The organism is Hydrogenophaga sp., from assembly GCF_965657535.1.
In the GTDB taxonomy this organism is placed as follows: domain Bacteria; phylum Pseudomonadota; class Gammaproteobacteria; order Burkholderiales; family Burkholderiaceae_C; genus Hydrogenophaga.
This window is the reverse complement of sequence record NZ_CBFHOP010000006.1, coordinates 81,768-103,576: the sequence shown is the minus strand read 5'-3', so window position 1 is coordinate 103,576 and position 21,809 is coordinate 81,768. Positions and strand designations below refer to the sequence as shown.

General features: G+C 63.2%; 22 protein-coding genes. 9 read left to right on the top strand and 13 right to left on the bottom strand.

Annotated features, from left to right (window positions below):
- Positions 1-43: 43 nt before the first annotated feature.
- From ACTG4K_RS12170 to ACTG4K_RS12145, 6 genes are all read right to left on the bottom strand, one after another.
- Positions 44-256, bottom strand: a complete 213-nt coding sequence (locus tag ACTG4K_RS12170; protein WP_439114477.1) for a cold shock domain-containing protein — start codon at positions 254-256, stop codon at positions 44-46.
- On the bottom strand, positions 243-1,409 hold the full coding sequence (locus ACTG4K_RS12165) for a reverse transcriptase family protein (RefSeq protein WP_439114476.1): 1,167 nt from the start codon (positions 1,407-1,409) through the stop codon (positions 243-245). The genes ACTG4K_RS12170 and ACTG4K_RS12165 overlap by 14 nt, the downstream gene beginning before the upstream one ends.
- 24 nt (positions 1,410-1,433) lie before the next feature.
- Positions 1,434-1,619 (bottom strand): hypothetical protein, encoded by a 186-nt coding sequence (locus ACTG4K_RS12160; RefSeq protein ID WP_439114475.1) that lies wholly within the window; start codon positions 1,617-1,619, stop codon positions 1,434-1,436.
- A 555-nt stretch (positions 1,620-2,174) separates the two neighbouring features.
- Positions 2,175-2,954, bottom strand: coding sequence for an NYN domain-containing protein (locus ACTG4K_RS12155; RefSeq protein WP_439114474.1), 780 nt, complete (start codon positions 2,952-2,954; stop codon positions 2,175-2,177).
- A gap of 35 nt (positions 2,955-2,989) precedes the next feature.
- Positions 2,990-4,831, bottom strand: coding sequence for a 3'-5' exonuclease (locus ACTG4K_RS12150; protein WP_439114473.1), 1,842 nt, complete (start codon positions 4,829-4,831; stop codon positions 2,990-2,992).
- 291 nt (positions 4,832-5,122) lie between these two features.
- Positions 5,123-5,617 carry a hypothetical protein gene (locus ACTG4K_RS12145; RefSeq protein ID WP_439114472.1) on the bottom strand — a complete coding sequence of 165 codons (495 nt, stop codon included), beginning with the start codon at positions 5,615-5,617 and terminating at the stop codon, positions 5,123-5,125.
- A gap of 175 nt (positions 5,618-5,792) precedes the next feature.
- On the opposite strand from ACTG4K_RS12145, the gene ACTG4K_RS12140 reads away from it, so the two are divergent.
- From ACTG4K_RS12140 to ACTG4K_RS12130, 3 genes are all read left to right on the top strand, one after another.
- Positions 5,793-6,200 carry a phage holin family protein gene (locus tag ACTG4K_RS12140; RefSeq protein WP_439114471.1) on the top strand — a complete coding sequence of 136 codons (408 nt, stop codon included), beginning with the start codon at positions 5,793-5,795 and terminating at the stop codon, positions 6,198-6,200.
- 97 nt (positions 6,201-6,297) lie between these two features.
- Positions 6,298-6,813: a helix-turn-helix domain-containing protein gene (locus ACTG4K_RS12135; RefSeq protein WP_439114470.1), complete on the top strand. Its 516-nt coding sequence runs from the start codon at positions 6,298-6,300 to the stop codon at positions 6,811-6,813.
- A 28-nt stretch (positions 6,814-6,841) separates the two neighbouring features.
- Complete coding sequence (locus ACTG4K_RS12130) at positions 6,842-7,516, top strand: nucleotidyl transferase AbiEii/AbiGii toxin family protein (protein ID WP_439114469.1); 675 nt, start codon at positions 6,842-6,844, stop codon at positions 7,514-7,516.
- A gap of 32 nt (positions 7,517-7,548) precedes the next feature.
- On the opposite strand, the gene yghU is transcribed toward ACTG4K_RS12130, so the two are convergent.
- The 3 genes from yghU to ACTG4K_RS12115 form a co-directional block, all read right to left on the bottom strand.
- A complete protein-coding gene (gene yghU / locus ACTG4K_RS12125) occupies positions 7,549-8,373 on the bottom strand; it encodes a glutathione-dependent disulfide-bond oxidoreductase (RefSeq protein WP_439114468.1) in 825 nt (274 codons plus the stop codon).
- A gap of 295 nt (positions 8,374-8,668) precedes the next feature.
- The gene (locus ACTG4K_RS12120; RefSeq protein WP_439114467.1) at positions 8,669-9,622 is read right to left on the bottom strand and encodes a chemotaxis protein; all 954 of its coding nucleotides are present in this window, start codon (positions 9,620-9,622) and stop codon (positions 8,669-8,671) included.
- A 167-nt stretch (positions 9,623-9,789) separates the two neighbouring features.
- Positions 9,790-10,995 carry a serine hydrolase domain-containing protein gene (locus ACTG4K_RS12115; protein WP_439114466.1) on the bottom strand — a complete coding sequence of 402 codons (1,206 nt, stop codon included), beginning with the start codon at positions 10,993-10,995 and terminating at the stop codon, positions 9,790-9,792.
- A 302-nt stretch (positions 10,996-11,297) separates the two neighbouring features.
- Here ACTG4K_RS12115 and ACTG4K_RS12110 point away from each other — a divergent pair, with 302 nt between their 5' ends.
- From ACTG4K_RS12110 to ACTG4K_RS12100, 3 genes are all read left to right on the top strand, one after another.
- Entirely contained in the window at positions 11,298-12,956 is a 1,659-nt protein-coding gene (locus ACTG4K_RS12110; RefSeq protein ID WP_439114465.1) for a 4-hydroxyphenylacetate 3-hydroxylase family protein, read from the top strand.
- 203 nt (positions 12,957-13,159) lie between these two features.
- Positions 13,160-14,908 carry an AMP-binding protein gene (locus tag ACTG4K_RS12105; protein ID WP_439114464.1) on the top strand — a complete coding sequence of 583 codons (1,749 nt, stop codon included), beginning with the start codon at positions 13,160-13,162 and terminating at the stop codon, positions 14,906-14,908.
- Between the two features lie 35 nt (positions 14,909-14,943).
- Positions 14,944-15,855, top strand: a complete 912-nt coding sequence (locus ACTG4K_RS12100; RefSeq protein ID WP_439114463.1) for a bile acid:sodium symporter family protein — start codon at positions 14,944-14,946, stop codon at positions 15,853-15,855.
- A gap of 107 nt (positions 15,856-15,962) precedes the next feature.
- Here ACTG4K_RS12100 and pcp read toward each other — a convergent pair whose 3' ends face one another.
- From pcp to ACTG4K_RS12085, 3 genes are read right to left on the bottom strand one after another with little or no spacing between them, the layout of a single operon-like run.
- Complete coding sequence (gene pcp, locus ACTG4K_RS12095) at positions 15,963-16,658, bottom strand: pyroglutamyl-peptidase I (RefSeq protein ID WP_439114462.1); 696 nt, start codon at positions 16,656-16,658, stop codon at positions 15,963-15,965.
- A 7-nt stretch (positions 16,659-16,665) separates the two neighbouring features.
- Entirely contained in the window at positions 16,666-17,379 is a 714-nt protein-coding gene (locus tag ACTG4K_RS12090) for an SOS response-associated peptidase (protein WP_439114461.1), read from the bottom strand.
- A 24-nt stretch (positions 17,380-17,403) separates the two neighbouring features.
- Complete coding sequence (locus ACTG4K_RS12085; protein ID WP_439114460.1) at positions 17,404-18,324, bottom strand: M14 family metallopeptidase; 921 nt, start codon at positions 18,322-18,324, stop codon at positions 17,404-17,406.
- A gap of 230 nt (positions 18,325-18,554) precedes the next feature.
- Here ACTG4K_RS12085 and ACTG4K_RS12080 point away from each other — a divergent pair, with 230 nt between their 5' ends.
- Positions 18,555-19,118, top strand: coding sequence for a hypothetical protein (locus ACTG4K_RS12080; RefSeq protein ID WP_439114459.1), 564 nt, complete (start codon positions 18,555-18,557; stop codon positions 19,116-19,118).
- Positions 19,119-19,152: 34 nt separating this feature from the next.
- Positions 19,153-19,599, top strand: a complete 447-nt coding sequence (locus tag ACTG4K_RS12075; protein ID WP_439114458.1) for an SRPBCC family protein — start codon at positions 19,153-19,155, stop codon at positions 19,597-19,599.
- Between the two features lie 16 nt (positions 19,600-19,615).
- Here ACTG4K_RS12075 and ACTG4K_RS12070 read toward each other — a convergent pair whose 3' ends face one another.
- A complete protein-coding gene (locus ACTG4K_RS12070; protein ID WP_439114457.1) occupies positions 19,616-20,362 on the bottom strand; it encodes a tRNA-uridine aminocarboxypropyltransferase in 747 nt (248 codons plus the stop codon).
- 178 nt (positions 20,363-20,540) lie between these two features.
- On the opposite strand from ACTG4K_RS12070, the gene ACTG4K_RS12065 reads away from it, so the two are divergent.
- Positions 20,541-21,791, top strand: coding sequence for a methyltransferase (locus ACTG4K_RS12065; protein ID WP_439114456.1), 1,251 nt, complete (start codon positions 20,541-20,543; stop codon positions 21,789-21,791).
- Positions 21,792-21,809: the final 18 nt, after the last annotated feature.

Sequence of the window (21,809 nt, the reverse complement as noted above, 5' to 3'; positions counted from 1 at the left end):
GTGCTGTCGGAAGATTGCGGATGGCTTTAACAAAAGGAATGCCTCAACCAATCTTCTGCACATTGAGAGCCTTCAACACACTGCCCGTCTTTTCAATAACGAAACGCACTCGGACCCCCTCCAAAGCCCAAGCCTCATCGCCAATATCTTTACGATGGAAAAAAACATCACGCCCTTTATCCCTCGTAATAAAACCATAACCCTTCAAGGGGAAATAAACCTTTACAACGCCAATTTCAAACTCAATATTCTCCATATTCTATGGTCTCTTTATTAATCAAAGGAGCCACGCTTTTTAGAATATCTCTAATTTCCGCAGCAAATTTTGGATTATTCCGAACATGGATGTTTGCTCTGTGCATTACTTGGTGAAAGCGTTCAAAGTAGGAGATTTTTGACCTAGCCTCAGAACTACTCCTAGAAAGCACTCTCGCCAAGATTTTTGTTTTTGTCTCGTCATTCTTGTCAAACAAGGGCAAGACTGCCGAAAGCTGCCGTCGAAATATCACTGCCTCTTTGTGACCAATATAGGCAAGTTTGGCGACTCTGCCTGATACCCGATCATGCTTGGTGTGATAGTCAGATACATGGCGAGACACAGTGGCAAGTTTCAAGCAGTTATACACTTCACTCCGAATCAGATCTCTATCAAAGCGCGCAACTCTTGGCTTACCACGATTAAGCCAAAGTCCTGTAACAAACATGAGATCACTAGGGTTCGATTCAGATGAGATTTTTGTTTTAGATTTTTTAATTCGACAGTTTACTGTTTTGAGCATTGCAGCAATGCGATCAATGTTCCCAGTAACCTTAGAAGCACCCAGATCAGATCTGGATGAAACAGTAATGTCATCCAAGAGTCGACTGTATTTCAACCCCTTTTGTCGAAACTCATGTACGAGTGCATGCTCAGTTTCGTAGAAAACCAAGTTCGCCAAATGCGAGCTAGTACAAGCGCCTTGCGGTACGGAACCATTAAGCGTTGTAAGTCGCGTCAAGATATCTGCAACCTCAGGGGAAAATTTGCAGAAATATTGGAATATTTTCCTTACCGTTGGAGCTTTAATGTTCGGATAAAAGCTTTCCACATCAACGGCAATCAAAACTTTTGCACCCACATGAACTTGGGCGTTTTTCAGATAATCTTTTTCAGCGATACCACCGAATAGATATTCAGGATACTGAACATTAGAGAAAATGAACCGATTAATCCGCTTCTGAACAAGCTTCAAGTCGAAATCTGGAGCAGTGATTTTTCTTGTTCCACCAGTCTTCTTATCAATCTCAAACTCATGATAGCGACCGGAGGCCGCTTCAGCCAACTTTTGGAGAGCGTGCAAGTCTACGCCCAAGACAGTCGCAAGAAGCTCAACTGTCCCGATCGGATTTGCGAGGTATTTCGGTTTCATCAACATAAAAAAACAGGCACTTACTTAACTTTGATCATAAAGATCTAGCAAAGATTTAGCCCACTCGAAAAGCGACTGAGTCGCAAAACGAATAGCGAACCAACGGATGGCATCGCTCGCCCAAGCAGGAAGCTCACGCTTCACAACAAGGGGTTCTCTTTCAGTATTTCTACTGATTTTTGTTGCGCTTGTTTTACGCTTTTTCTTCATAAAATTCTCCAATTGAGGTTAATGACAGTCATGTGCAAACCGTATGCTTGCACCACGCTGCCGCTCAACTTCCCCAATTGAAAACGAGAAACAACAACCATCCGTTGGCTCAAGTGCCTGTATATCTTGCTCAACAACCGTGTCTCATCGACAGAGCTCTCACACGCCCCGTTGTTAGACGGGTTGCGGCGATCGCACATGCCAAGGAGCCGGTAAAGTTCTGAGTTAAATTACAGAACGATGCTCATAAGAGCACCCTTGATTTTCTCGTTCAAGCACAACAAATTTTCAAAGAACAGCGAATCGGACGTTACGCCCGATGACCTTTGATAAGGCCTGAACATCTTATCTCATATTTTTCAAAAGCACACACCATAGCCTCAAGAAAATTGGCATTCGGAGCATTCAGCGTCAGATTTCAACCAATCAAAGTGGCTGCTTCGCCACGCCTACCTGATCAAACTGACCGAAACTTCACCAATGCAACCCCCGACGATTTGGAGGACAAGCCGTGGGTCATTGCAGACGTGACTTACCTGGAGAACAGCCGCAAGCTCACTGCGCTGGCTTTCGCCGTACGTGCAGGTGAATATGCTGACCGTTCTCACCGGACGCGACCTCCTTGGTTTGCAGGTAGCCCTGTGTTCGAACTAGGTCCCCAAGCCTTGAAAAGCCATAGTTCCGGGAGTCAAAAGACGGGTGGTCGCGACTGATCTGACCGCCCAGCGCTGCAAGCGAGCACCATCCATCGTCTCTTGCGGTCTTTTCCAGAGCGCTCAAGACTAAGGGCTCAAGCTCGGGTAGTTCAGCAATGGCCGACTCATCTACCTCGTCCACCGCAGTGGTTTCTTTTCCGTCAATCTGTGCACTGACCTTTTGGACCTCAACCTCCGGCTTAAGAATTTCCAGATAGATGAACTTGTCGCAAGCCGCCACAAAGGGGGCAGGCGTCTTGCGCTCCCCAAAACCGTAGACCGCCAAACCCGCTTCACGGATACGCGTGGCAAGGCGGGTGAAGTCGCTGTCTGACGAAACGAGACAGAAGCCGTCCACAACGCCTGAGTGCAGCACGTCCATGGCGTCGATGATGAGTGCGGAATCGGTGGCGTTCTTCCCCTTGGTGTAACGGAACTGCTGTACCGGCTGGATGGCATTGGCTTGCAGCAAGCCCTTCCACTTGGACATGTTCTGCTCGGTCCAATCCCCGTATGCGCGCTTGATGGTTCCTGTGCCGTATCGGGAGATCTCCGACATGAGCTCTTGCAGCACGCCGTGTTGGCCTTGATCAGCGTCGATCAAAACAGCCAATCGATCATTGCCTTGCTTCGTTGCCATAGTCCGTTCCCTTTTCGGTTTGAATGTTCAATGTCTCAGACGACGAAACGCTGAGTAAACCGCCCGCCCCCACTCGCCCCAATCACCAACCGCTGCGTTGCCCGCGTAGCCCCCACGTAGAACAGCCGCGCTTCCTCGCGCTCGTCTTCGCCCTCGGCGGGCATGCGCCCGGCGCCCACCAGCGCCACCACCGGGAACTCCAGCCCTTTGCTGACGTGCAGCGTCATCACCTTGATGCTGTCGTGCGCGGGGTCGAACACGCTGGACGAGTTGCGGCGCAGCTGGTGCGGCAGCTTGCGTTTGCGCAGGAATTCGGCGCACATGTCCATTTCGCTGTGGTGGCGGCAGAGGATCGCCATATCGCCCCAGGCGTGGCCTTCGCGGTGAGCGCTGGCCAGCAGCTCGGCCACCTGGGCCACCTCTTCGCGCAGGGTGGGCAGGCGGATGATGAGCGGCGCTTCGCCGTCGCGCCCACAGCTCACGGGCTTGAGCATGGGGATGCCGTCTTCGTCTTTGTCGTCGGCCGTCAACAGGTCGGCGGCCACCAGGCTGGCGGTTTGAAGGATCTGCCGCGTGTTGCGGTAGTTGATCTTGAGGATGGTGGTGCGCCCCTGCGCCTGGATGCCCACGCTCTTGAAGCTGAACGGTTTGCCGCCCGCTGGCGTTTTGCTGCGCTCGTAAATGCTCTGCGCGTCGTCGTACAACACCAGCAGGCTGTTGGTGGCCGGGTCCACCATCTGGGTGACGAGCTTGAGCCATTCGGGCGCGAAGTCGTGGCCTTCGTCAATCAGCACGGCCTGGTATTGCCCGCTGGGTATTTGCTTGCGGTCTACGCCGGTGATGACGCGCTGGACCATGTCGGCCATCTTGTCGGTGACGGACTGGTTGGCGGCGGGCAGGCTTTGGCCATAGGCCACGAGCTGATCGCGGCACCATTTGTGGAAGTGCACGGCGTGGACACGGTCGGCAATGCCTTTGGCGCCCATTACGCGGGCGAGCTGCCGGGCCAGCGGTTCGTTGTAGCAGAGGATGAGGATGGGCTTGCTGGTCGCGGTGTGGGCTTTGGCCAGGTGTTCGGCGCGGTAGCCCAGCAGCATGGTTTTGCCGGAGCCAGCCACGCCGTGGATGACGCGGTGCCCGTCGCCCAGGCTCCTTGCAAGTTGTTCTTGCTGGATGTCCATCACCCGCATGATGCTGGGCAGGTCGGCCGCTTCGTCGCTGTCGGCAAACAGATCGCCGGTGCCGTGCACAGCCACCCGCACCTCGGGGAACATGATCCAGCGCACCCGGTCCATCTGCGGCAGCGACATCACGCCGCCCATCATGAAGGGGAACATATCCCACAGGCGGCTTTGCAGCGCCTCGGGCTCCACCGTCTCAAGCATTTCGTCTTGGCAGACCACGCGGTGCGGCTCGATGGCGTGGCCGAGTTCGGCTTTGTCGAACTGCGCGCGGGTGATGTTGGGCAGCACCACGCCGTAGCTCCACGGAAAGGCCAGCTTGCCCTGGTGGCGCCCTTCGGACTGCACCAGCTGGGGGTCGCGCTCCAGCGCGTTCACCACCTGGTGCGCGTACTGCCGGGCCTGCTCCAACGGGTTGGGAATGGTCTTGGGGCCAGCGTCGCCGTGGATGTCCCAGGTCTGTTTGTTGGCTTGGATGAGGGTGGAAAGCCGGAAGTCCTTCACCTCCAGCACCAAGATGCCCCGGCGCGGGTGCATTACAACAAAGTCCGGGTGCTGGTGGCGCGGACCCACGGCCACGTCGTACCAGAGCAGGTAGTCGTCGTCCAGCTTTTGTTCAAGGCGCTCGGCGGTACGGCGCTCGCCAGACGTCATGCGCGCGACGCAGCTCCCGATTGCTGGTATCAGTGTGGCCATCTTGTTTCTTTTTGCATCCCTGAAGCCGATGATGCCCCAATATTCAGAGGGCTACGGGAAACACACTGTCAGCTTGCCCGATGGGTGCTACTTGAAGCGAGGCTGTCTACTGAATATTGGTCACCAGACTATCCGGGGTCAGACTATTCGGGGTCAGACTATTCGGGGTCAGATTCCAATTAGCCGCCGGACCCGGGCCATTTGTGACCTACGCCAAAGCACTCCCACCCTTAATGCAAAGCCCCGGCAGGGACGATCACCCAATCGCCGCCGCTCGGCAGCGCCCTTCCCTCACAGGCTCAACCGCTGGGGTGGCAGGTTGGCGCTGTAGATGAGCTCTACGGTTTTGCCGTCCACCATGAGCAGCTGCACCGTCATGCGGCGGAAGGACCACAGCACGTCAACCGTGCCCAACGTGGCGACCGGGCGCGACGGGGTGCTGACGGGCAGGCCGTAGCTGGTGCGCAGCGAGGCCTGCAGGGCTTTCAGCAGGGCCTGGGTGCGCTCGGACGTGGCGGGCTGGGTGCGCAGGTGGACGCGCTGCAGGCGCTCGGCTTCAAAGTGGTAGGTGGCCGAGAAGGTTTCGCCCGCAATGGGTGTGCTGGGGATTTCGAGCAAGGCGCTGGGGTCTGCTGCGCGCTGGGCGGCTGACGTTTCGCGGGCTTCGGGCATGAGAGCGCGAATTTGTGCCGGGCTGGCCTGCATGGGCGCGTCGCGCCACAGGTTTTGAGCCGACGCACCCCATGCCATACTGACCAGCACCAAGACGGCAATAACTTTTTTCATGTGGCCAAGTGTGCCGCAACCGCCCGCACCGGGGGCGTTGCAGGGGTGGAATACCGAACGGTGCCACGGGGTACCGGACCCGGTTATCAGCCCCAACCGCTGCTGAAAACGGTGTTTGGAGCCTGCGGCCCAAGCCCCAGTCCACACCCTCCCCACGCCTTAACATTCTGCTGACATGCTCACCAACCTCACCCCCTTTTTGCTGCACTGGGCGATCACGTCCTTTGCTCTTTGGCTGGCCAGCCACTTGTTCAAGGGCATCCGCTTTGGCAGCACGGGCGCGCTGGTTTTGTCGGCTCTGTTGCTGGGCCTGGCCAATGCGGTGGTGCGGCCGCTGCTGGTGTTGCTGACGCTGCCGCTGACCCTGGTCACGTTTGGCCTGTTTTTGCTGGTGATCAACGCGCTGATGCTGATGCTGGTGGCGAAGCTGGTGGACGGATTCAAGGTTGATGGTTTCTGGACGGCGCTGTGGGCGAGCATGTTCATTGCGCTGCTGAGCCTGGTGCTGGGGGCTTTCGTGTTGGGCGGATCGCCCGAATTCACCATCGAAACCAGCCCGGCGCCGGGGCGCATGTGGCTGTAACGAGCGGCGCAAACCGCTGCGGCGGTGCAGGGGCCGATACGCAATATGTGTTTCTCAAACTTGACAAAATTGACATTTTGATCATGATGAGAAACACATGAAAGCCGAAATACCACCCGAACTGGACCCAGGCACAACCCAGCTGAAAGCATTGGGCCAGCAACTGCGCGCGCGCCGCAAAGCACTGCGGGTAAGCAGCACGGCGGCGGCCGAAGCAGCGGGCATGTCGCGGGTCACGCTGCACCGCATAGAAAAAGGCGAGCCTTCGGTGGCTGGCGGCGCCTGGGCCCATGCCATGGCGGCGCTGGGCATGACACTGCTTGCGCACAACGCTGAAGGAACCGAACCCGCTGGCGCAAGCGCTAGCCCACCCGATCTGGCCGAATGGATACCGGTGCGCGTTCGCTTGGCTGACTACCCGCAGTTGAAGGCCCTGGCGTGGCAGGTGCATGGCACCGACACGATTTCGCCCCTGGAGGCTTTGAGCATTTACGAGCGCAATGCGCGGCATCTGGAGAAGGCAGCCATGTCACCCGCCGAACAAGCGCTGCTGCGGGCTTTGGACGCCGGTCTGGGTGACGGCAGTTTGGCGTTGGACGAGCGCCATGTTTGAGCGACCTCACCACCAACGCATTGCACATGTGCTGGGCGCGCTAAACGGCGATGCGCTGCGGCAGCACGGCTGCCTGTTTGGCGGCGGTACCTGCATTGCCCTGCGCTATGGCGAGTACCGGGAATCGATAGACATCGACTTTTTGGTGTCGGACGCCATCGGCTACCGGGAGCTGCGCCAGTTGCTAACAGGCGCCGAAGGGCTCAATGCGCTGATTCGAGAGGGAACGCAGCCGCTGACCATGGTGCGGGAGGTGCGCGCCGATCAGTACGGCCTGCGGACAGCGGTGCAGATGGACGGGCAGGCGATCAAGTTCGAAATTGCTCGTGAGGCGCGCATGGTGTTGGAGGCGCCGGGCAAGGACGATGTTGTGTGCGGCATCAGTACGCTTACGCCGCTCGACCTGGCAGCGTCGAAGCTGTTGGCCAACTCAGACCGGCAGGCGGACGATGGCGTGTTCAGCCGCGACGTGATTGACTTGGCGATGATGGACCTGAGCTTGCCCCTGCTTCGCAAGGCTCTGGCGAAAGCCGAGCAAGCTTACGGAGCCGCCGTGGCACGCGATTTGGCCAAGGCGATCAACCGTATGCAAGAACGGGCAGGATGGCTGGAGCGGTGCATGCAAGCCATGGCTATGAACATGCCCAAGGCCGTGCTCTGGCAAAGGATTCGTTCGCTGCGCAAGCTGTCACCGGCGGCCTGAATGACTGAGCTGGGCCGCTCCCAGGCACCGCCTCAATGCCGCTCAGGTACCTGCCCCGCTTCGTCGCCCCACACGCGGTTGATGCGGCGCCCGCGCTGCACGGCCGGGCGCTCGCCCACAGCCGCGGCCCAGCGCTGCACATGGGTGTATTCGTGCACCGACAAAAATTCGCCGGCCTCGTACAGCTTGCCTTCCACCAGGGCGCCATACCAGGGGTAGATGGCGATGTCGGCGATGCTGTATTCGTCGCCCGCCATGTAGGTGTGGGTGGCCAAGTGGCGGTCGAGCACGTCGAGCTGGCGCTTGATCTCCATGGCGAAGCGGTTGATGGGGTATTCAAACTTTTCGGGCGCGTAAGCGTAAAAGTGCCCGAAGCCGCCACCCAGGTAGGGCGCTGAGCCCATTTGCCAGAACAGCCAGTTGAGCGCTTCGGTGCGCGCGGCGTGGGCCTTGGGCAGCAGGACGCCAAACTTTTCAGCCAGGTACAGCAGGATGGAACCGGACTCGAACACGCGCGTGGGCGGCTCGGTGCTGCGGTCGAGCAGGGCCGGAATTTTGGAGTTGGGGTTGACTTCGACGAAGCCGCTGGAGAACTGGTCGCCGTCGCTGATTTTGATGAGCCAGGCGTCGTATTCGGCGCCGCTGTGGCCCAGGGCCAGCAGCTCTTCCAGCATCACGGTCACCTTCACGCCGTTGGGCGTGGCAAGCGAATACAGCTGCAGCGGGTGCTGGCCCACGGGCAGGGCTTTGTCGTGCGTGGGGCCGGCAATGGGGCGGTTGATGTTGGCAAATTTGCCTCCGCTGGCCTGGTCCCAGATCCAGACGGCGGGTGGGGTGTAGGGGGTTTTGTCGCTCATGGGTGAAAGGGTTGGTGCGCTGAAGGCAGCGGATGAAAGAAGACCTGCGGCGCCAAGCAAGGCGGCGCGCAAAGCAGAACCCGGATCGTAAGCCGAGTTGCCCATGTTTGCAGCGCGGCGGGCCACCGCGCCGGCCTGGGGTGGCTCGGTGGGTGTGGCGCTGGTGTTTGGTTGGCGCAGGCCTTTGAAGGCCGAAGGCCCTCAAGCCAAGGCCCTCGCGCAAGCTGCCCAGGGCGCAGGAAACCCGAAAACCCGAGTCTGATTGACACCGGCCCGGTGCAAGCGCTGTGGGTCCTCAGTGCCGCAGCACCTGCCGAATGGTGGCGGCCAGTTCAGCGGCCACAAATTTGGCCACGTAGCCGTCGGCCCCCACGGAGCTCACATGGGCTTCGTTGGCGGTACCGGTGAGCGACGAATGGATGACCACCGGGATCGACTTGAACCGCTGGTCTTGCTTGATGTTTCGCGTGAGCGTGAAGCCGTCCATTTCCGGCATTTCCAGGTCGGTCAGCACCAGCGCCACTTTGTCTTGCGCGGTTTTTCCTTCGGCCCGCGCCTCGGTCTCAATGGTCTGCAGGCGCTCCCAGGCTTCCTTGCCGGTCTTGGTCATGACGTAGGGCGTGCCCATGGCGGCGAGCCCTTGTTCGATCATCATGCGCGCCACCGGCGAGTCGTCGGCGGCCAGGATGATGGCGCCTTCGGGCAGGTTTACGACAGCGCCCACCGACTTGGGCGTGATGTCTTCCTGGGTCGGCGGCATCACGTTGCGCAAGATCTGCTCCACGTCGAGCACCTGGGCCAGGCGGCTCTTTTCGGCGTCGCCGTCAAGCTTGGCAATGCTGGTCACCAGGTTGCCGCCATGGCCCTCGGCGGCCAGCACACTGTTCCATTCCAGCCGCACGATTTCGTCCACCTCTTCCACAGCAAAGGCCTGGGTGGTGCGGGCAAACTCGGTCACCATCAAAATGGTGAGGCCGCGTTTGGGCACACAGCCCACCACGGCAGGCAGGTCGATCACCGGGATGATTTGCCCGCGAATGTTGGCCACACCCAGCACATGGGCCGGTGCGTTGGCCATGGCAGTCACGGTGGGCATGACCAGAATTTCGCGCACCTTGAAGACGTTGATGCCAAACAGCTCGCGGCGGTCGGTGCCGGGCGCCTCTCCCAGTCGAAACAACAGCAGCTCAAACTTGTTGCTGCCCGTAAGGTTGGTGCGTTCGTCGGCGTCGTGCAACGAGGTGCTCATGTGGCTGTGCTCCGTGTGGATGGTGAACCCAGCATAGGAGCCAAGACGCCTCGTCTAAGCGCACATAAGCCGAACAAAGACCGCACAAATGGCCGGTTACGCACAGTTTGGTGGCTCGCAGGCTTCAAACGGGCGCCACCGCTGCGCTGCAAAAGCCGCTCTGGCACCTAGCGCTTGGCCGCCGTCTCGGCATCCACGGCCTGCTGCACCGCCACGTAAAACGCTTCCCGGGCAGCGCTGGCCTGCGGGTCGGTGGCGTTGCGGCCCCAGTTGGCGTTGGACGCAATCACCAGCTTGCGCGCCGGGTCGATGAAGATGCCCTGGCCAAAGATGCCGCGGGCGGCGAAGCTGCCGTCGTCGTAGGTCCACCACTGGTAGCCGTAGCCGCGGCCGGGCTGGCCTGTGTCGGCGCGGGTGGTGGTGGCCCGGGCCAGCCAGTCGTCGGGCACTATGCGCTGGCCGTTGGCCTGGGCGCCGTTCAAGATGAACTGCCCAAAGCGGGCGTAATCGCGCGTGGCGGCCTGCAGGCAGCAGCCGCTGATTTCCTGCCCGGTTTTGCTGAGAATCCAGGTGGCTTGCTGTTCCATGCCAGCGGGCACCCAGATTTTTTCAGACAGGTAGCTGGACAGCGGCTTGCCGGTGGCGCGCGCCAGCAGAACGCCCACCAGGTTGGTTTCGCCGGTGCTGTAGAGCCAGCGCGTGCCCGCTGGCGCGGCGCGGGGCAGTTGGCGCAGGTAGCTCACCAGGGCATCCACGCCCGGTTCGGGCTGGTGGTTGTTGAACCGCGCCACATCGGAGTTCGGGTCGTCGTAGTCTTCGTTCCACTGAACGCCCGAGGTCATGGTGAGCAGCTGGCGGATGCTGACGTCGTCGTAGGCGGAGCCTTTCATCTCGTCGATGTAGTCGCTGACTTTGTCGTCCATGCTTTTGATGTGGCCGTCGCGCACGGCAGCCCCCAGCAAGGTGGAGGTGAAGGACTTGGCCACAGAAAAGCTGGTCCAGCGGCCTTGGCTGTCAAAGTCGAGCCCGTAACGCTCCAGGCGCACCTGGCCGTTGTGCAGCACCATGAGCGCAGCACTGCGCTGGCCTTGCATGTAGGCGTCCACGTCCAGCGGCAGCGCCAGCGGTGGACCCGGCGGCAACGGGGACGGTGTGCCACCCGCGGGCACGACGCGGTGCTTGGCCAGAAACGGCAGCCGGTCGAGCGCGCGGAAAGCGGCGTCGCGCTGCGGCTGCTTCCAAAAGAGCACGTCGCGGTCGGTCGGGAAATGGGCCAGGAAACCGCGGGTTTCCTTGTCAAGGCTGAGCCAGCCTGCGGTGCCCGCGGCGGCAAGGGCGACAAGCCCGGCAAGGGCCACGGTCTTGAATTTCATGGTGGTTTTCCTGGGGAGGGTGGGTGCGGGCTGGCTGCAGCGGGCGGTACAAACCATGGGTCAACCCATCGGGTAACACACGCGGCCAGACACTGGGCAACGGGCGCCAGTATCGCTTTTTCGCACCGCTGCATGCAAACCCTGCGGCAACGCCGAGCCCGCTTTTGGAACGGCTGGCGCAGCGCTGGTGACGCATGGCGCGGGTTGTCGCTCAGGTGGGTGCAAGTGCGTTTGAATGGTGCTCCAATGGCACGCGCAACCGTTTTTGAAACCACGCCACCCCACCACGCGAGGCCCCAACCATGAACGCCACAACCAACACCCCCACGCTCATGAGCGGGCAGGACTACCGCGAGTCGCTGCGCCGCTACCAACCCCGGGTTTTCGTGGACGGGCGCCGGGTTGAGCGTGTGGCGGACGAGCGCGCGTTTCAGCCCGGCATCAATGCCGTGGCCCTGACCTACGACTTCGCCCTGAAGCCCGCCTACGCGCCGCTGATGACGGCGGTGCAGCACACCAGCGGCCGCACGGTCAACCGGCTCAGCCACTTGAACACCAGCAGCGGCGACCTGCTCAACAAGCTGGAAGCCGTGCGCCTGATTTGCCAGGAAACGGGTTGCGCCCAGCGCTACCTGACGCACGACGCGGTGAACGCGATTGCGCAGGTGAGCGCGCGCATTGACGACGCACGCGGCACCACCGAGCACACCGCGCGTTTTCTGAACTACCTGCACCGGATTCAGGACCAGGACCTGACGCTGGGGGTGGCCATGACCGACGCCAAAGGCGACCGCAGCCGCCGCCCGCACGAGCAGGCCAACGTGGACAGCTATGTGCATGTGGTGGATCGCAACGCGGTGCACAACGGCGTGCGCGGCATCGTCATCAGCGGCACCAAAGCCATCGTGACGGGCGCGCCCTATATGCACGAACTGCTGGTGATGCCCTGCCGCAACATGGGCCAGGAAGACGCCGACTTTGCGGTCTGCTGCGCGGTGCCCATTGACGCGCCGGGCCTGACCATCGTGGCGCGCCCGGCGGGGCGCCCTGGCGAAAAACTGGAGCACGGCGACGCGCTGTTCAGCCGCAAATACGGCCAGAGCACGGGGGTCTGCATGTTTGACCGGGTGTTTGTGCCGTGGGACAGCGTGTTTTTTGCGGGCGAGTGGGAACACTCCGGGCACCTGACCTACAGCTACGCCACGCACCACCGCCAAACCTGCATCGGCGCGCGCGCCGGCTTTGGCGACCTGCTGATTGGCGCGGGCGCGCTGATGTGCGAAGCCAATGGCTTTGACCCCGGGCAAGAAACCCACCTGCGCGAGCAGATGGTGGAGCTGATCACCATCACCGAGGGCTTTTATGCCTGCGGCGTGGCTGCCAGCGTGTATGGCAAGGCCGACGAACACAGCCAGATCTTCATGCCCGACCCGGTGTTTGCCAACATCGGCAAGCTGCTGCTGGCCACAAAAATTTACGACATGCACCGCATTGCGCACTACGTGAGCGGCGGCCTGATCGTCACCCTGCCCGGCCCGGACGAAGACCACAACCCCGAAACTGGCGCCAAGCTGAGCGAGGTGCTGCGCGCCAACCCCGATGTGCCGTATGAGCAGCGGATACAGACGGCCCGCTTCATCGAAGACCTGACCGCAGGCTACCAGGGCGGCTGGTACAGCGTGATCAGCCTGCACGGCGGTGGCTCGCCCGCGGCCATGAAACAAGAGATATGGCGCAACTACCCCGTGGGCAGCAAGGTGGAGCTGGTGGAGCGCTTGCTGGAACGGGGGATTGCCGCTGACGGCAGCCCGGCCGCAGCGCCGCACGACCCGGCGCGCGCCATCACGAAAAACCGCCAGCCCGGCAAATGCTGCGACACCGGCTGCACGGTGCCGGGGCAACCGGTGATGGTGGACCTGCCCACGGTGCTGGACACGCTGCCTTCTCGCCAAGGCGGCTGAGCCGGGCCGCAAGGCACCCACGAGCCGCTGCTCCTCAGCACACGGCGGCACGGGTGAAAGACCCGCACGGCCCCACACCAACCCAGCGTATACCCTCACGCCCGAAGGGGTTGGCCCCCTCAAAAAATGGCTTTGACCGACTAAGATCGGCGCAGCAAAAATCGAACGACCGTTCTTTTATTTAACTTCTTTCGCAACCGCCCATGACCGATTCCACTGCACGCCCCTGGCACACGTCGTACCAGCAGGTCGGCATTGCCGCTGAACTGGCGCCTTTGCCCCACCGCAATCTGGCCGAGCTGGCCTTTGAGAGCTGCAAGAAGTGGCAAACGGAAAGCCAGGTGAAGGCCGCTTTCAGCTGCGTGGTGCCCAACGGCATGAACGGCCGGCTGAGCTTTGCGCAAGTGGACGAGCTGTCCGACGCTTTCGCAGGCTACTTGCGGGCGGTGTTGAAGCTGGAAGCCGGCGCGCGTGTGGCAGTGCAACTGCCCAACAGCCTGGGCTACCCGGTGGCGGCGCTGGGCGTGTTCAAGGCCGGTTGCGTGCTGGTGAACACCAACCCGCTCTACACCGAAACAGAAATGGTGCACCAGTTCAACAACGCCGGCGTGCAGGTGCTGGTGATGGTGGACATGTTTGCCGACAAGCTGCCGGGTGTGCTGGCCAAAACGGGCATCCAGCAGGTGGTGCTGGCGTCGGTTTCAGAATTTTTCCCAGCCATTGCAGGCGCCATTGTGCGCGGCGTGCAGCGCTACTGGAACCGCGTGCTGCCGCCGGTGACGGCGCCCCATGTGCGCCTGAAAGACGCGCTGGCCCAGGGCCGCGCCACGCTGGCCAACACACCGGCGCGCACTTATTGGCAAGACGTGGGCCGAGACGACCTGGCCTTGCTGCAATACACCGGTGGCACCACCGGCGTGAGCAAGGGCGCCATGCTGACGCACGGCAACCTGCTGAACAACATCCAGCAGACCCGCGCCATGGGCCAGAGCCACATGGCGCCGGGGCAAGAGTGCGTGCTCACAGCCCTGCCGCTGTACCACATCTTCGCGTTTACGACCAACCTGCTGGGCTTCCTGGCCATTGGCGGGCACAACGTGCTGATCCCCAACCCGCGCCCGGTGCAAAACCTGCAGCGGGCGATGGAAAACTTCCCCATCACCTGGATGACAGGCGTCAACACACTCTTCAACGGCTTGCTGAACGAAGAGTGGTTTGTGGCCTTCCCGCCGAAAACGCTCAAGGCCTCCATTTCGGGTGGCACGGCGCTGCACACCGCAGTGGCGCAGCGCTGGCGCGAGTTGACCAAAACCCCCATTGCCGAGGGTTACGGGTTGACCGAAACCGCACCGGTGGTGAGCTTCAACCCGCTGACCGGCACGCCGCGCGACGGCAGCATCGGCATTCCGGCGCCGGGCACCGATGTGCGCCTGGTGAACGACGATGGGCAGGACGTGGCACCCGGCACACCGGGCGAAATCCGGGTGCGAGGCCCGCAGGTGATGCGGGGCTACTGGAACGCCGAAAAAGAAACCGCCCAGGTGATGAACAACGGCTGGTTTGCCACCGGCGACGTGGCGGTGATGGACGAGACCGGGTTCATGCGCATCGTGGACCGCAAGAAAGACATGATTCTGGTGTCGGGCTTCAACGTGTACCCCAACGAGGTGGAGGACGTGATCGCCGATATGGAGCATGTGCTGGAAGTGGCTGTGATTGGCGTGCCCGATGAAAAGACGGGCGAGGCGGTGCGGGCCTATGTGGTGCAAAACCCCGAGCACACCCAAGAGGTGATGCCGGCCGACGTGATCGCCCACTGCAAACAGCACTTGGCGGCGTACAAGGTGCCCCGGCTGGTGGTGGTGCGCGACGACCTGCCCAAGAGCCCCATTGGCAAGGTGCTGCGCAAAGACCTGCGCCAGGACGTGGCCCAAGAACTGAACCGCGGTTGAGCTTCACCCCTTCACCCTAACAAGAGAACTTCAACATGATCTCTGAATTCGAGACCAAGCTGCTGGGCATCATGATGATCGTCATCATGCTCGGCATGGGCGCGTCGCTCACCTGGCGCGACTTCCGCATTGCCTTTCGCAAGCCCAAGGGCGTGCTGGTGGGCCTGCTGTGCCAGTACGGCATCATGCCGCTGCTGGGCTTTTTGCTGGCGCAGGCGCTGGACCTGTCGCCAGGCCTCACGGTGGGCCTGATCCTCATGGCCTGCATGCCGGGCGGCACCACGTCCAACATCTTCACCTACTTCAGCAAGGCGGTGCTGGCGCTCTCCATCATGATGACGTCGGTGTCTTCCCTGGTGGCGCTGGGCATGGTGCCCGCGCTGCTGGAGTTTTATTCGCAGCTGGCCGGGCTGAGCGGTGACTTCAAAATTCCAGCGGGCAATGTGGCGCAGGTGCTGTTTGTGCTGCTGGTGCCCACCGTCATCGGCATGGTGCTGCGCAAGCTCAACCCCAACATCGGGGCCACCATCGAACTGCTGGGCGGCATGCTGGGGGTGGCGGTGATTCTGTTCCTGGTGTTCACCTGGATTCCGCGCAACCACACGCTGCTGGCCAGTACGCCGTGGTACGTGTTCTTCGCGGCCATTGGCCTGGGCATCTTCGGCATGGGCATGGGCTACCTGTTGGCCCGCCTGCTCAAGCAAGACCCCAACCGCAGCCGCACCATTGCGATGGAGACGGGCATTCAAAACGGCCCGCTGGCGGTGCTGATCGTGACGCTGACCTTTACCGGTCCCATGCAGCAAGAGGTGCTGCTGATTCCGGTGCTGTACTCGCTGTTCATCGTGATCACGTCCAGCATCGTGACGGTGTTCTTCCGCCGCATGAGCGTGCGTGAGGCGCTGGCACGCGACCGAGCCAAAGACGGCACGGTGCTGGCCAGCTGAACCGGGCCGGGGGCTGTGAAGGCGACAAGCCCGAGAGCAGCCCCGAAGCGCGCCAACCGCCCGTTTGAAAGATACGCGTCGGCCCTCTGAGCGGTCGCCAAAGACGCTCAATGCGTGGCGCCCGCCCCTGGCTGGCCCGTGTACGGCGGGTTGACCAGCGCACAGCGCAGCGCCACCCGCAGGCCCTGCACCACGTCGGCCAACGCCATGTGTGGGCTGCCTTGCTCGGGCAGCCAGGGCACATGCACAAAGCCACCGCGCGCGTGGCGCAGCGCGGGCTGGGTGGCCAGCGCGTGCATGAGGCCGTAAAAAACGTGGTTGCACACAAAGGTGCCGGCGGTTTGCGACACCTCGGCCCGCAGCCCTTCGCGCTGCAGCGCACCCAGCATGGCCTTGATGGGCAGGGTGCTGAGGTAAGCGACCGGACCACCGGGCACCACCGGTGCGTCAATGGGCTGGGCGCCCGTGTTGTCGGGGATGGGTGCGTCGTCCACATTGATGGCGACGCGCTCCAGCGACATGGCGCCACGCCCACCGGCTTGTCCCACGCACAGCACCAGCGCCGGCTGGTGTTGGTCCAGCAGCGCCTGCAATGCGCGCAGCGAGGCCCCAAACACAGTGGGCAACTGCGCCGCCACCACCGTGTGGCCCAGCACCTGACGGCCATGCAGCGCCTGCACCGCGAGCCCGCTGGGGTTCAGCGTGGCGCCACCGAAGGCGTCAAACCCGGTGAGCAGCACACGCGGCCTGAGCGGGGTTTTCGGTGGTGCACCGGGTGCGCGACGGGCTGGGGTGGTGGGCATCGGCAACTCAAAAATCCAGTGCACCCTGCACAGGCGCAGGCCGCACGCTGGTGGGCTGCACCGAGCGGGGCTCGGGTTCACCGCACAGGGGCACGTCCCAAGGGTGAAGCAGCAGCCGCGCGGCCTGTTCGGGCGTGGCATGCAGCCATTGGGCGTGGTGCTCGGGGGGCACGATCACCAGCGTGCGCTTTTCGTCACCAGGGCGGTGCATGCGGCGCATGAGCGGGTGGTGGTCGGCGTTGACGGTGAGCAGGGTGAAGCTGTGCAGGCTTTCGCCGGTACCGGGGTCGGTGAAGCGTTCGTAGAGGCCGGCCACGGCAAAGGGCTCCCCGCTGGCCGGTGCGATGCGCCAGCGCAGCGCGCGCCCGCTTTCCCAGCAGGGTTCAAAAAAGGACAGCATAGGCACGAGCGCGTATTGCCGCTCGCGCCACGGCGCGCGGTAGCTGGGCTTTTGCGCCACGGTTTCGCTGCGAGCGTTGTAGGTGCGGCGGCTCAGTTCGTTGCCCTGCTGGGTGTTGCGGCTCCAGCGTGGCACCAGCCCAAAACGCGCCACCGAGCACACCCAGGGCGCGGTGCCCTGCCCGCTCGCGCCCCGGGTGACGATGGGCGCCGCGTAGCCGGGAAAGGTTTCGCTTGGCCAGTCTTCGCTGGGCATGGGCGCGCCGCCTGCCACCATGTCTTGCACGACGCGGCTGTTGGGTGGGCGAAAGTTGGTGCACATGCGGCGCAGTTGGTGGGCCTGGCTTCAGGGCTGCGCGAGCACGTAGTCGAGCGCGGCGCACACGGCGGTGGCCTGGGCGGTGTTGCACTGCGCAGGGGTGGCACGCGGGCTGTCGGGGTAGACCTCGGTGGTGGTGGTGAAGCGCGCGCCGGTGATGCTGGCGCACAGGCCCAGCTCGCGCAGCGCGTAGCGGATCACGCCCCGGTCCACGGCGGGCGAGCCAATGATTTCGCCTTGGTCGTCGGTGGGCGCAATGTGGGTGACGCGCTCGACCGCGCTGATGATGGCCTGCTGAAACGCGGGCTGCGGGTTGTCGGTGTCGTCCACCAGGTAGAAACCGTCGGGGATGGTGCCGGGCACAAAGGGCTCGCCGTCGCGCGCCGCCTTGGCGGGGCGGTACTCGCTCTCGTCGGTGTCGGTGGTTTCGTGCAGGTCCATGTGGGCGGCAAACTGGCCGCGCAGCGGCTGCACCAAGCGCATCAACGCGGCGGCTTCCTGGGCCGGGCTGGGGTCTTTGAAGGACCGGTTGGGGTCCACGGCGTCAAAGTTCCATCGGTGGATGCGCTCGTAGGCCCACGGGCTCACGCAGGGCGCCACCAGCAGGTTGACCCGGCCCGCATAGGCTTGGGCGTGCTGCGCCAGAAACTGCAGCGCACCGTGCACGCCACTGGTCTCGTACCCGTGCACACCGCCCGTGACCAGCACGCCGGGCAAGCCCGCCAGCCAGGGTTCGGGGCAGACGGCAAACAGCGGGTAGCGCTCATCGCCGTACACCACTTCGCCATAAGGCAACACCTCAAAACGCGGGCGCAGCAGCTGGAGCGCACACAACACGTCGTCAGCGTAACTGCGCTGGGGCACTTGGCGGGTGCGCCAGGCGGCCACGTCGGCGGGGTTCCAGGCCTGGCCGGGGGTGCCAATGGGGTAAGCGGTTGTTGCGGTCATGGGGCAAAGGCTGGTGGGAAACTTCGGCAGCGCCAGGCTGCCTGACATGCCAGGGATTATGAGCAAACCGGGCGCCACCGGCCCTGCTGAGCGTGCAGTTTGGGCGGTAGACTGAACCGCCGATGAGGCAGCCCCATGGAGCCACCATGCCACGCAGGCCGAAAGAACCAACCCAAGCCGCCACGCAATCCACCGCGGGCAATGCCTTTGCACAGGCGCTTTTGCCGTTCATGGCAAAAATCCCCGCGTCCAAAGAGCGCGTGAGCCTGACACCCGCGATCGACGCGCGCAAAAAAGCGCAAGCGGCCGCGGCCAAAGCGGCGCTGGCCGCCGGCGCTTTGGCGCTGCCACCGGGCCCGCTGGGCTGGCTCACGCTGCTGCCCGAGATGGTGGGCGTGTGGAAGATCCAGCGCCAGCTGGTGGCCGACCTGGCCGCGCTGTATGGCAAACAGGCCACGCTGACCCCCGAGCAGGTGGTGTATTGCCTGTTTCAACACACCGCCGCGCAGGGCGTGCGCGACCTGGTGGTGCGCGTGGGCCAGCGCACGCTGGTGCGCCGCGCATCGCCCCGGCTGGTGGGCGCCATTTCACGCCGCGTGGGCGCGAAACTGGCGCAGCGCACGCTGGGCAAAAGCATGGCCCGCTGGCTGCCGATCGTGGGTGCGGTGGGCGTGGGTGCCTACGCTTACATGGACACAGCGAAGGTGGCGGCCACCGCCATGGATTTGTTTGAGGGCGCGATTGAGGTGGAGGCCGTGGCGCGGGTGGACACGGCCCCACCGACTGCGCCATGATGTGTTCCCGCTGAGTCCCCTGAGAGGCCCCACCATGACAACCGGCACCGTCACGCTGCACCGCGTTTTTACCGCCCCGCCCGATCGCATTTACCGCGCCTTTCTGGACCCGGACGCCATGGCCAAGTGGCTCCCGCCACACGGCTTTACCGGCCGGGTGCTGGAAATGGATGCGCGGGTGGGCGGGCGCTACCGCATGCAATTCACCCACCTGGGCAATGGCCAGAGCCATGCATTTGGCGGCATCTACCTGGAGCTGGTGCCCAACGAGCGCATTGTGAATACCGATGTGTTTGACGACACCAACCTGCCCGGCGAAATGCGCACCACGGTCACGCTCAAAGCGGTGTCCATCGGCACCGAGCTGACAGCGGTGCAAGAAGGCATTCCCGCCATGATCCCGGTGGAGGCCTGCTACCTGGGCTGGCAGCAGTCGCTGCAACTGCTGGCGCTGCTGGTGGAAGCCGAAGTACCGGGCTGAGTGTTCGCGCTGGCGCTCAGGCCGGCCCAGCCGCCAGCGCCTGCAAACGCTGGTGGGCCTCGCTCGCCCGGTCCAGCGGCAGGTTGCGCTTGGCGCTGAGGTAGTGGGCGCTGAACACGTCGAGCCAGGCGGTGAGCGTGTGGGCCGCCGGCACTTCGCCGGCCATGGCCAGACACAGGGCGGCCACTTCGGCGGTGCAAAACTGGTCTTCGCGCGACGACCGGCGCAAGCGGTAGCTGGATGCTTGGCCTGGGTGCAGGCTGAGCACGGGCAAGGCGTCCAGGTAGGGGCTTTTGCGAAACATCTTGCGCGCTTCAGACCAGGTGCCGTCCAGCAACACAAAGAGCGGGCGCTTGGGCACTCGCGATGCCTCTTGCGCATTGGGCTGTTCGTCCAGGTGGGTCACCACGCGCTGTGGCTCGACATATTCCCCGGGAAACACCAGATAGGGCTGCCATTGCGGGTCGGCCAGCAGCGCGGTGAGCGCGGGGTCTACCGCGGTGCGCGACCAGCCGAAGGCAAAGGTGTCGGCCACCAGATCGGCGATGAGCCAGCCGGTGTTGCTGGGCTTGAGCGCTTCAATGTCGCCCATGATGAGACACACGCCCGCCCGCACCGCCACCTGCGGGCGCAGCACGCACACGCAGTGGCTGGCGGCCAGGCGGCAGCTGGGGCACCGGCCCCCGCCCGAGCCACGGGCCAGAAAGGGCTTGGTGCTGGCGGCCAGGCGCTCGCGGCGCAAACGCGAAACAGCGTGGTTCATGCGGCCTTGCCGGTGAGGAAGAAACAGGTTGAGGTGCAAGGGCGCATGCGTTGAATGTATGCGCAGCGCGGGCAGCACCGGGGCCGGGAGCCTGCGGCGGGCATTCTTTGAATGGGTGGCTCAAGCGTGTTTACAAGGCGATGGTGGACAATCTCGGTTTCCACTCTGGCCGCTCACCATGCCGCTGCTCCCCGCTCCTGCGTGCGTTGAATCGCCCAGCCTGCCTGCCGCCTTCCCCCAGATTCACTGGACCACGCCCGACGGCAGGGCGGCTTCGGCGCGCTGGCGTTCGGAACGCGGTGCCCCGGCCCCGCAGCGGGTGGTGACGGCCGACGACACCACCACCGCCGACGCGGCGTACCGGCTGGCCTGCGCCGGCACCGCCATGCTGTGGTGTGGCGACTTTCACAATGCCCGACAGCTGTTGCAGGCCATGGCACGCCGCTGCGACGCCACACCCGCCCGCAAACAACGCAAAGCCGCCAAACCTGCACCGGACAACAGCAACGCGCCAGCCGGCGCCGAAGCGTTTCACAAGCACCGCCAAGCGCAGGCGCAGCGGGCGCGCATTTTGGGCATGGTGCTGTTGCGCTTTGAGCCCGACCACACGCTCACCCTGCGCCGCGCGCCCGACGTGCAACTGGCCTGTACCCACGCCTGGGGACCACCGACGGCAGAAGGTGGCGACTCGGTGGCCTCTTTGCGCGAACTGCTGGGGCTGACCAGCGCCCAGGAATGGCGCCGTGTGGGGGTGGAAGTGCCCGCCCTGGGCGCACCGCCCCACAACCGCGTGTTCCCGCACTACGGCGTGTTTTCGCCAGCACGGGGGGAATACATTGACCTGGTCGCGAAGGCGCCGCTGCCCGTGGCACCCGAGGGCGCCGCCCTGCCGGTGTTTGACATTGGCACCGGCACGGGTGTGCTGTCGGCCGTGCTGGCGCGGCGTGGCGTTGGCCCGATCACCGCCACCGACCTGGACCCGCGTGCTCTGGCCTGCGCCCAGGAAAACCTGGCGCAACTGGGCGTGAGCGAGCGCGTGACGCTGCTGCAAACCGACCTGTTTCCACCCGGCCAGGCCTTGCTGGTGGTGTGCAACCCGCCGTGGCTACCGGCCCGCGCCAGCTCGCCGGTGGAGCACGCGGTGTACGACGAAGGCAGCCGCATGCTGAAGGGTTATTTGAACGGTCTGGCCGAGCACCTGGCGCCTGGCGGCGAGGGCTGGCTCATCTTGTCCGACCTGGCCGAGCACCTGGGCCTGCGCAGCCGCGCCGAGCTGATGGACTGGGTGGAGCAAGCGGGCCTGGTGGTGCTGGGCCGGCTGGACGCCAAACCGCGCCACAGCAAAGCGAGCAACGCCAGCGACCCCCTGCACAGCGCGCGTGCAGCCGAAGTCACTTCGTTGTGGCGCCTGGGCGTGGCTGTGCCGTGAGCCTGGCAGCCCGCGCAG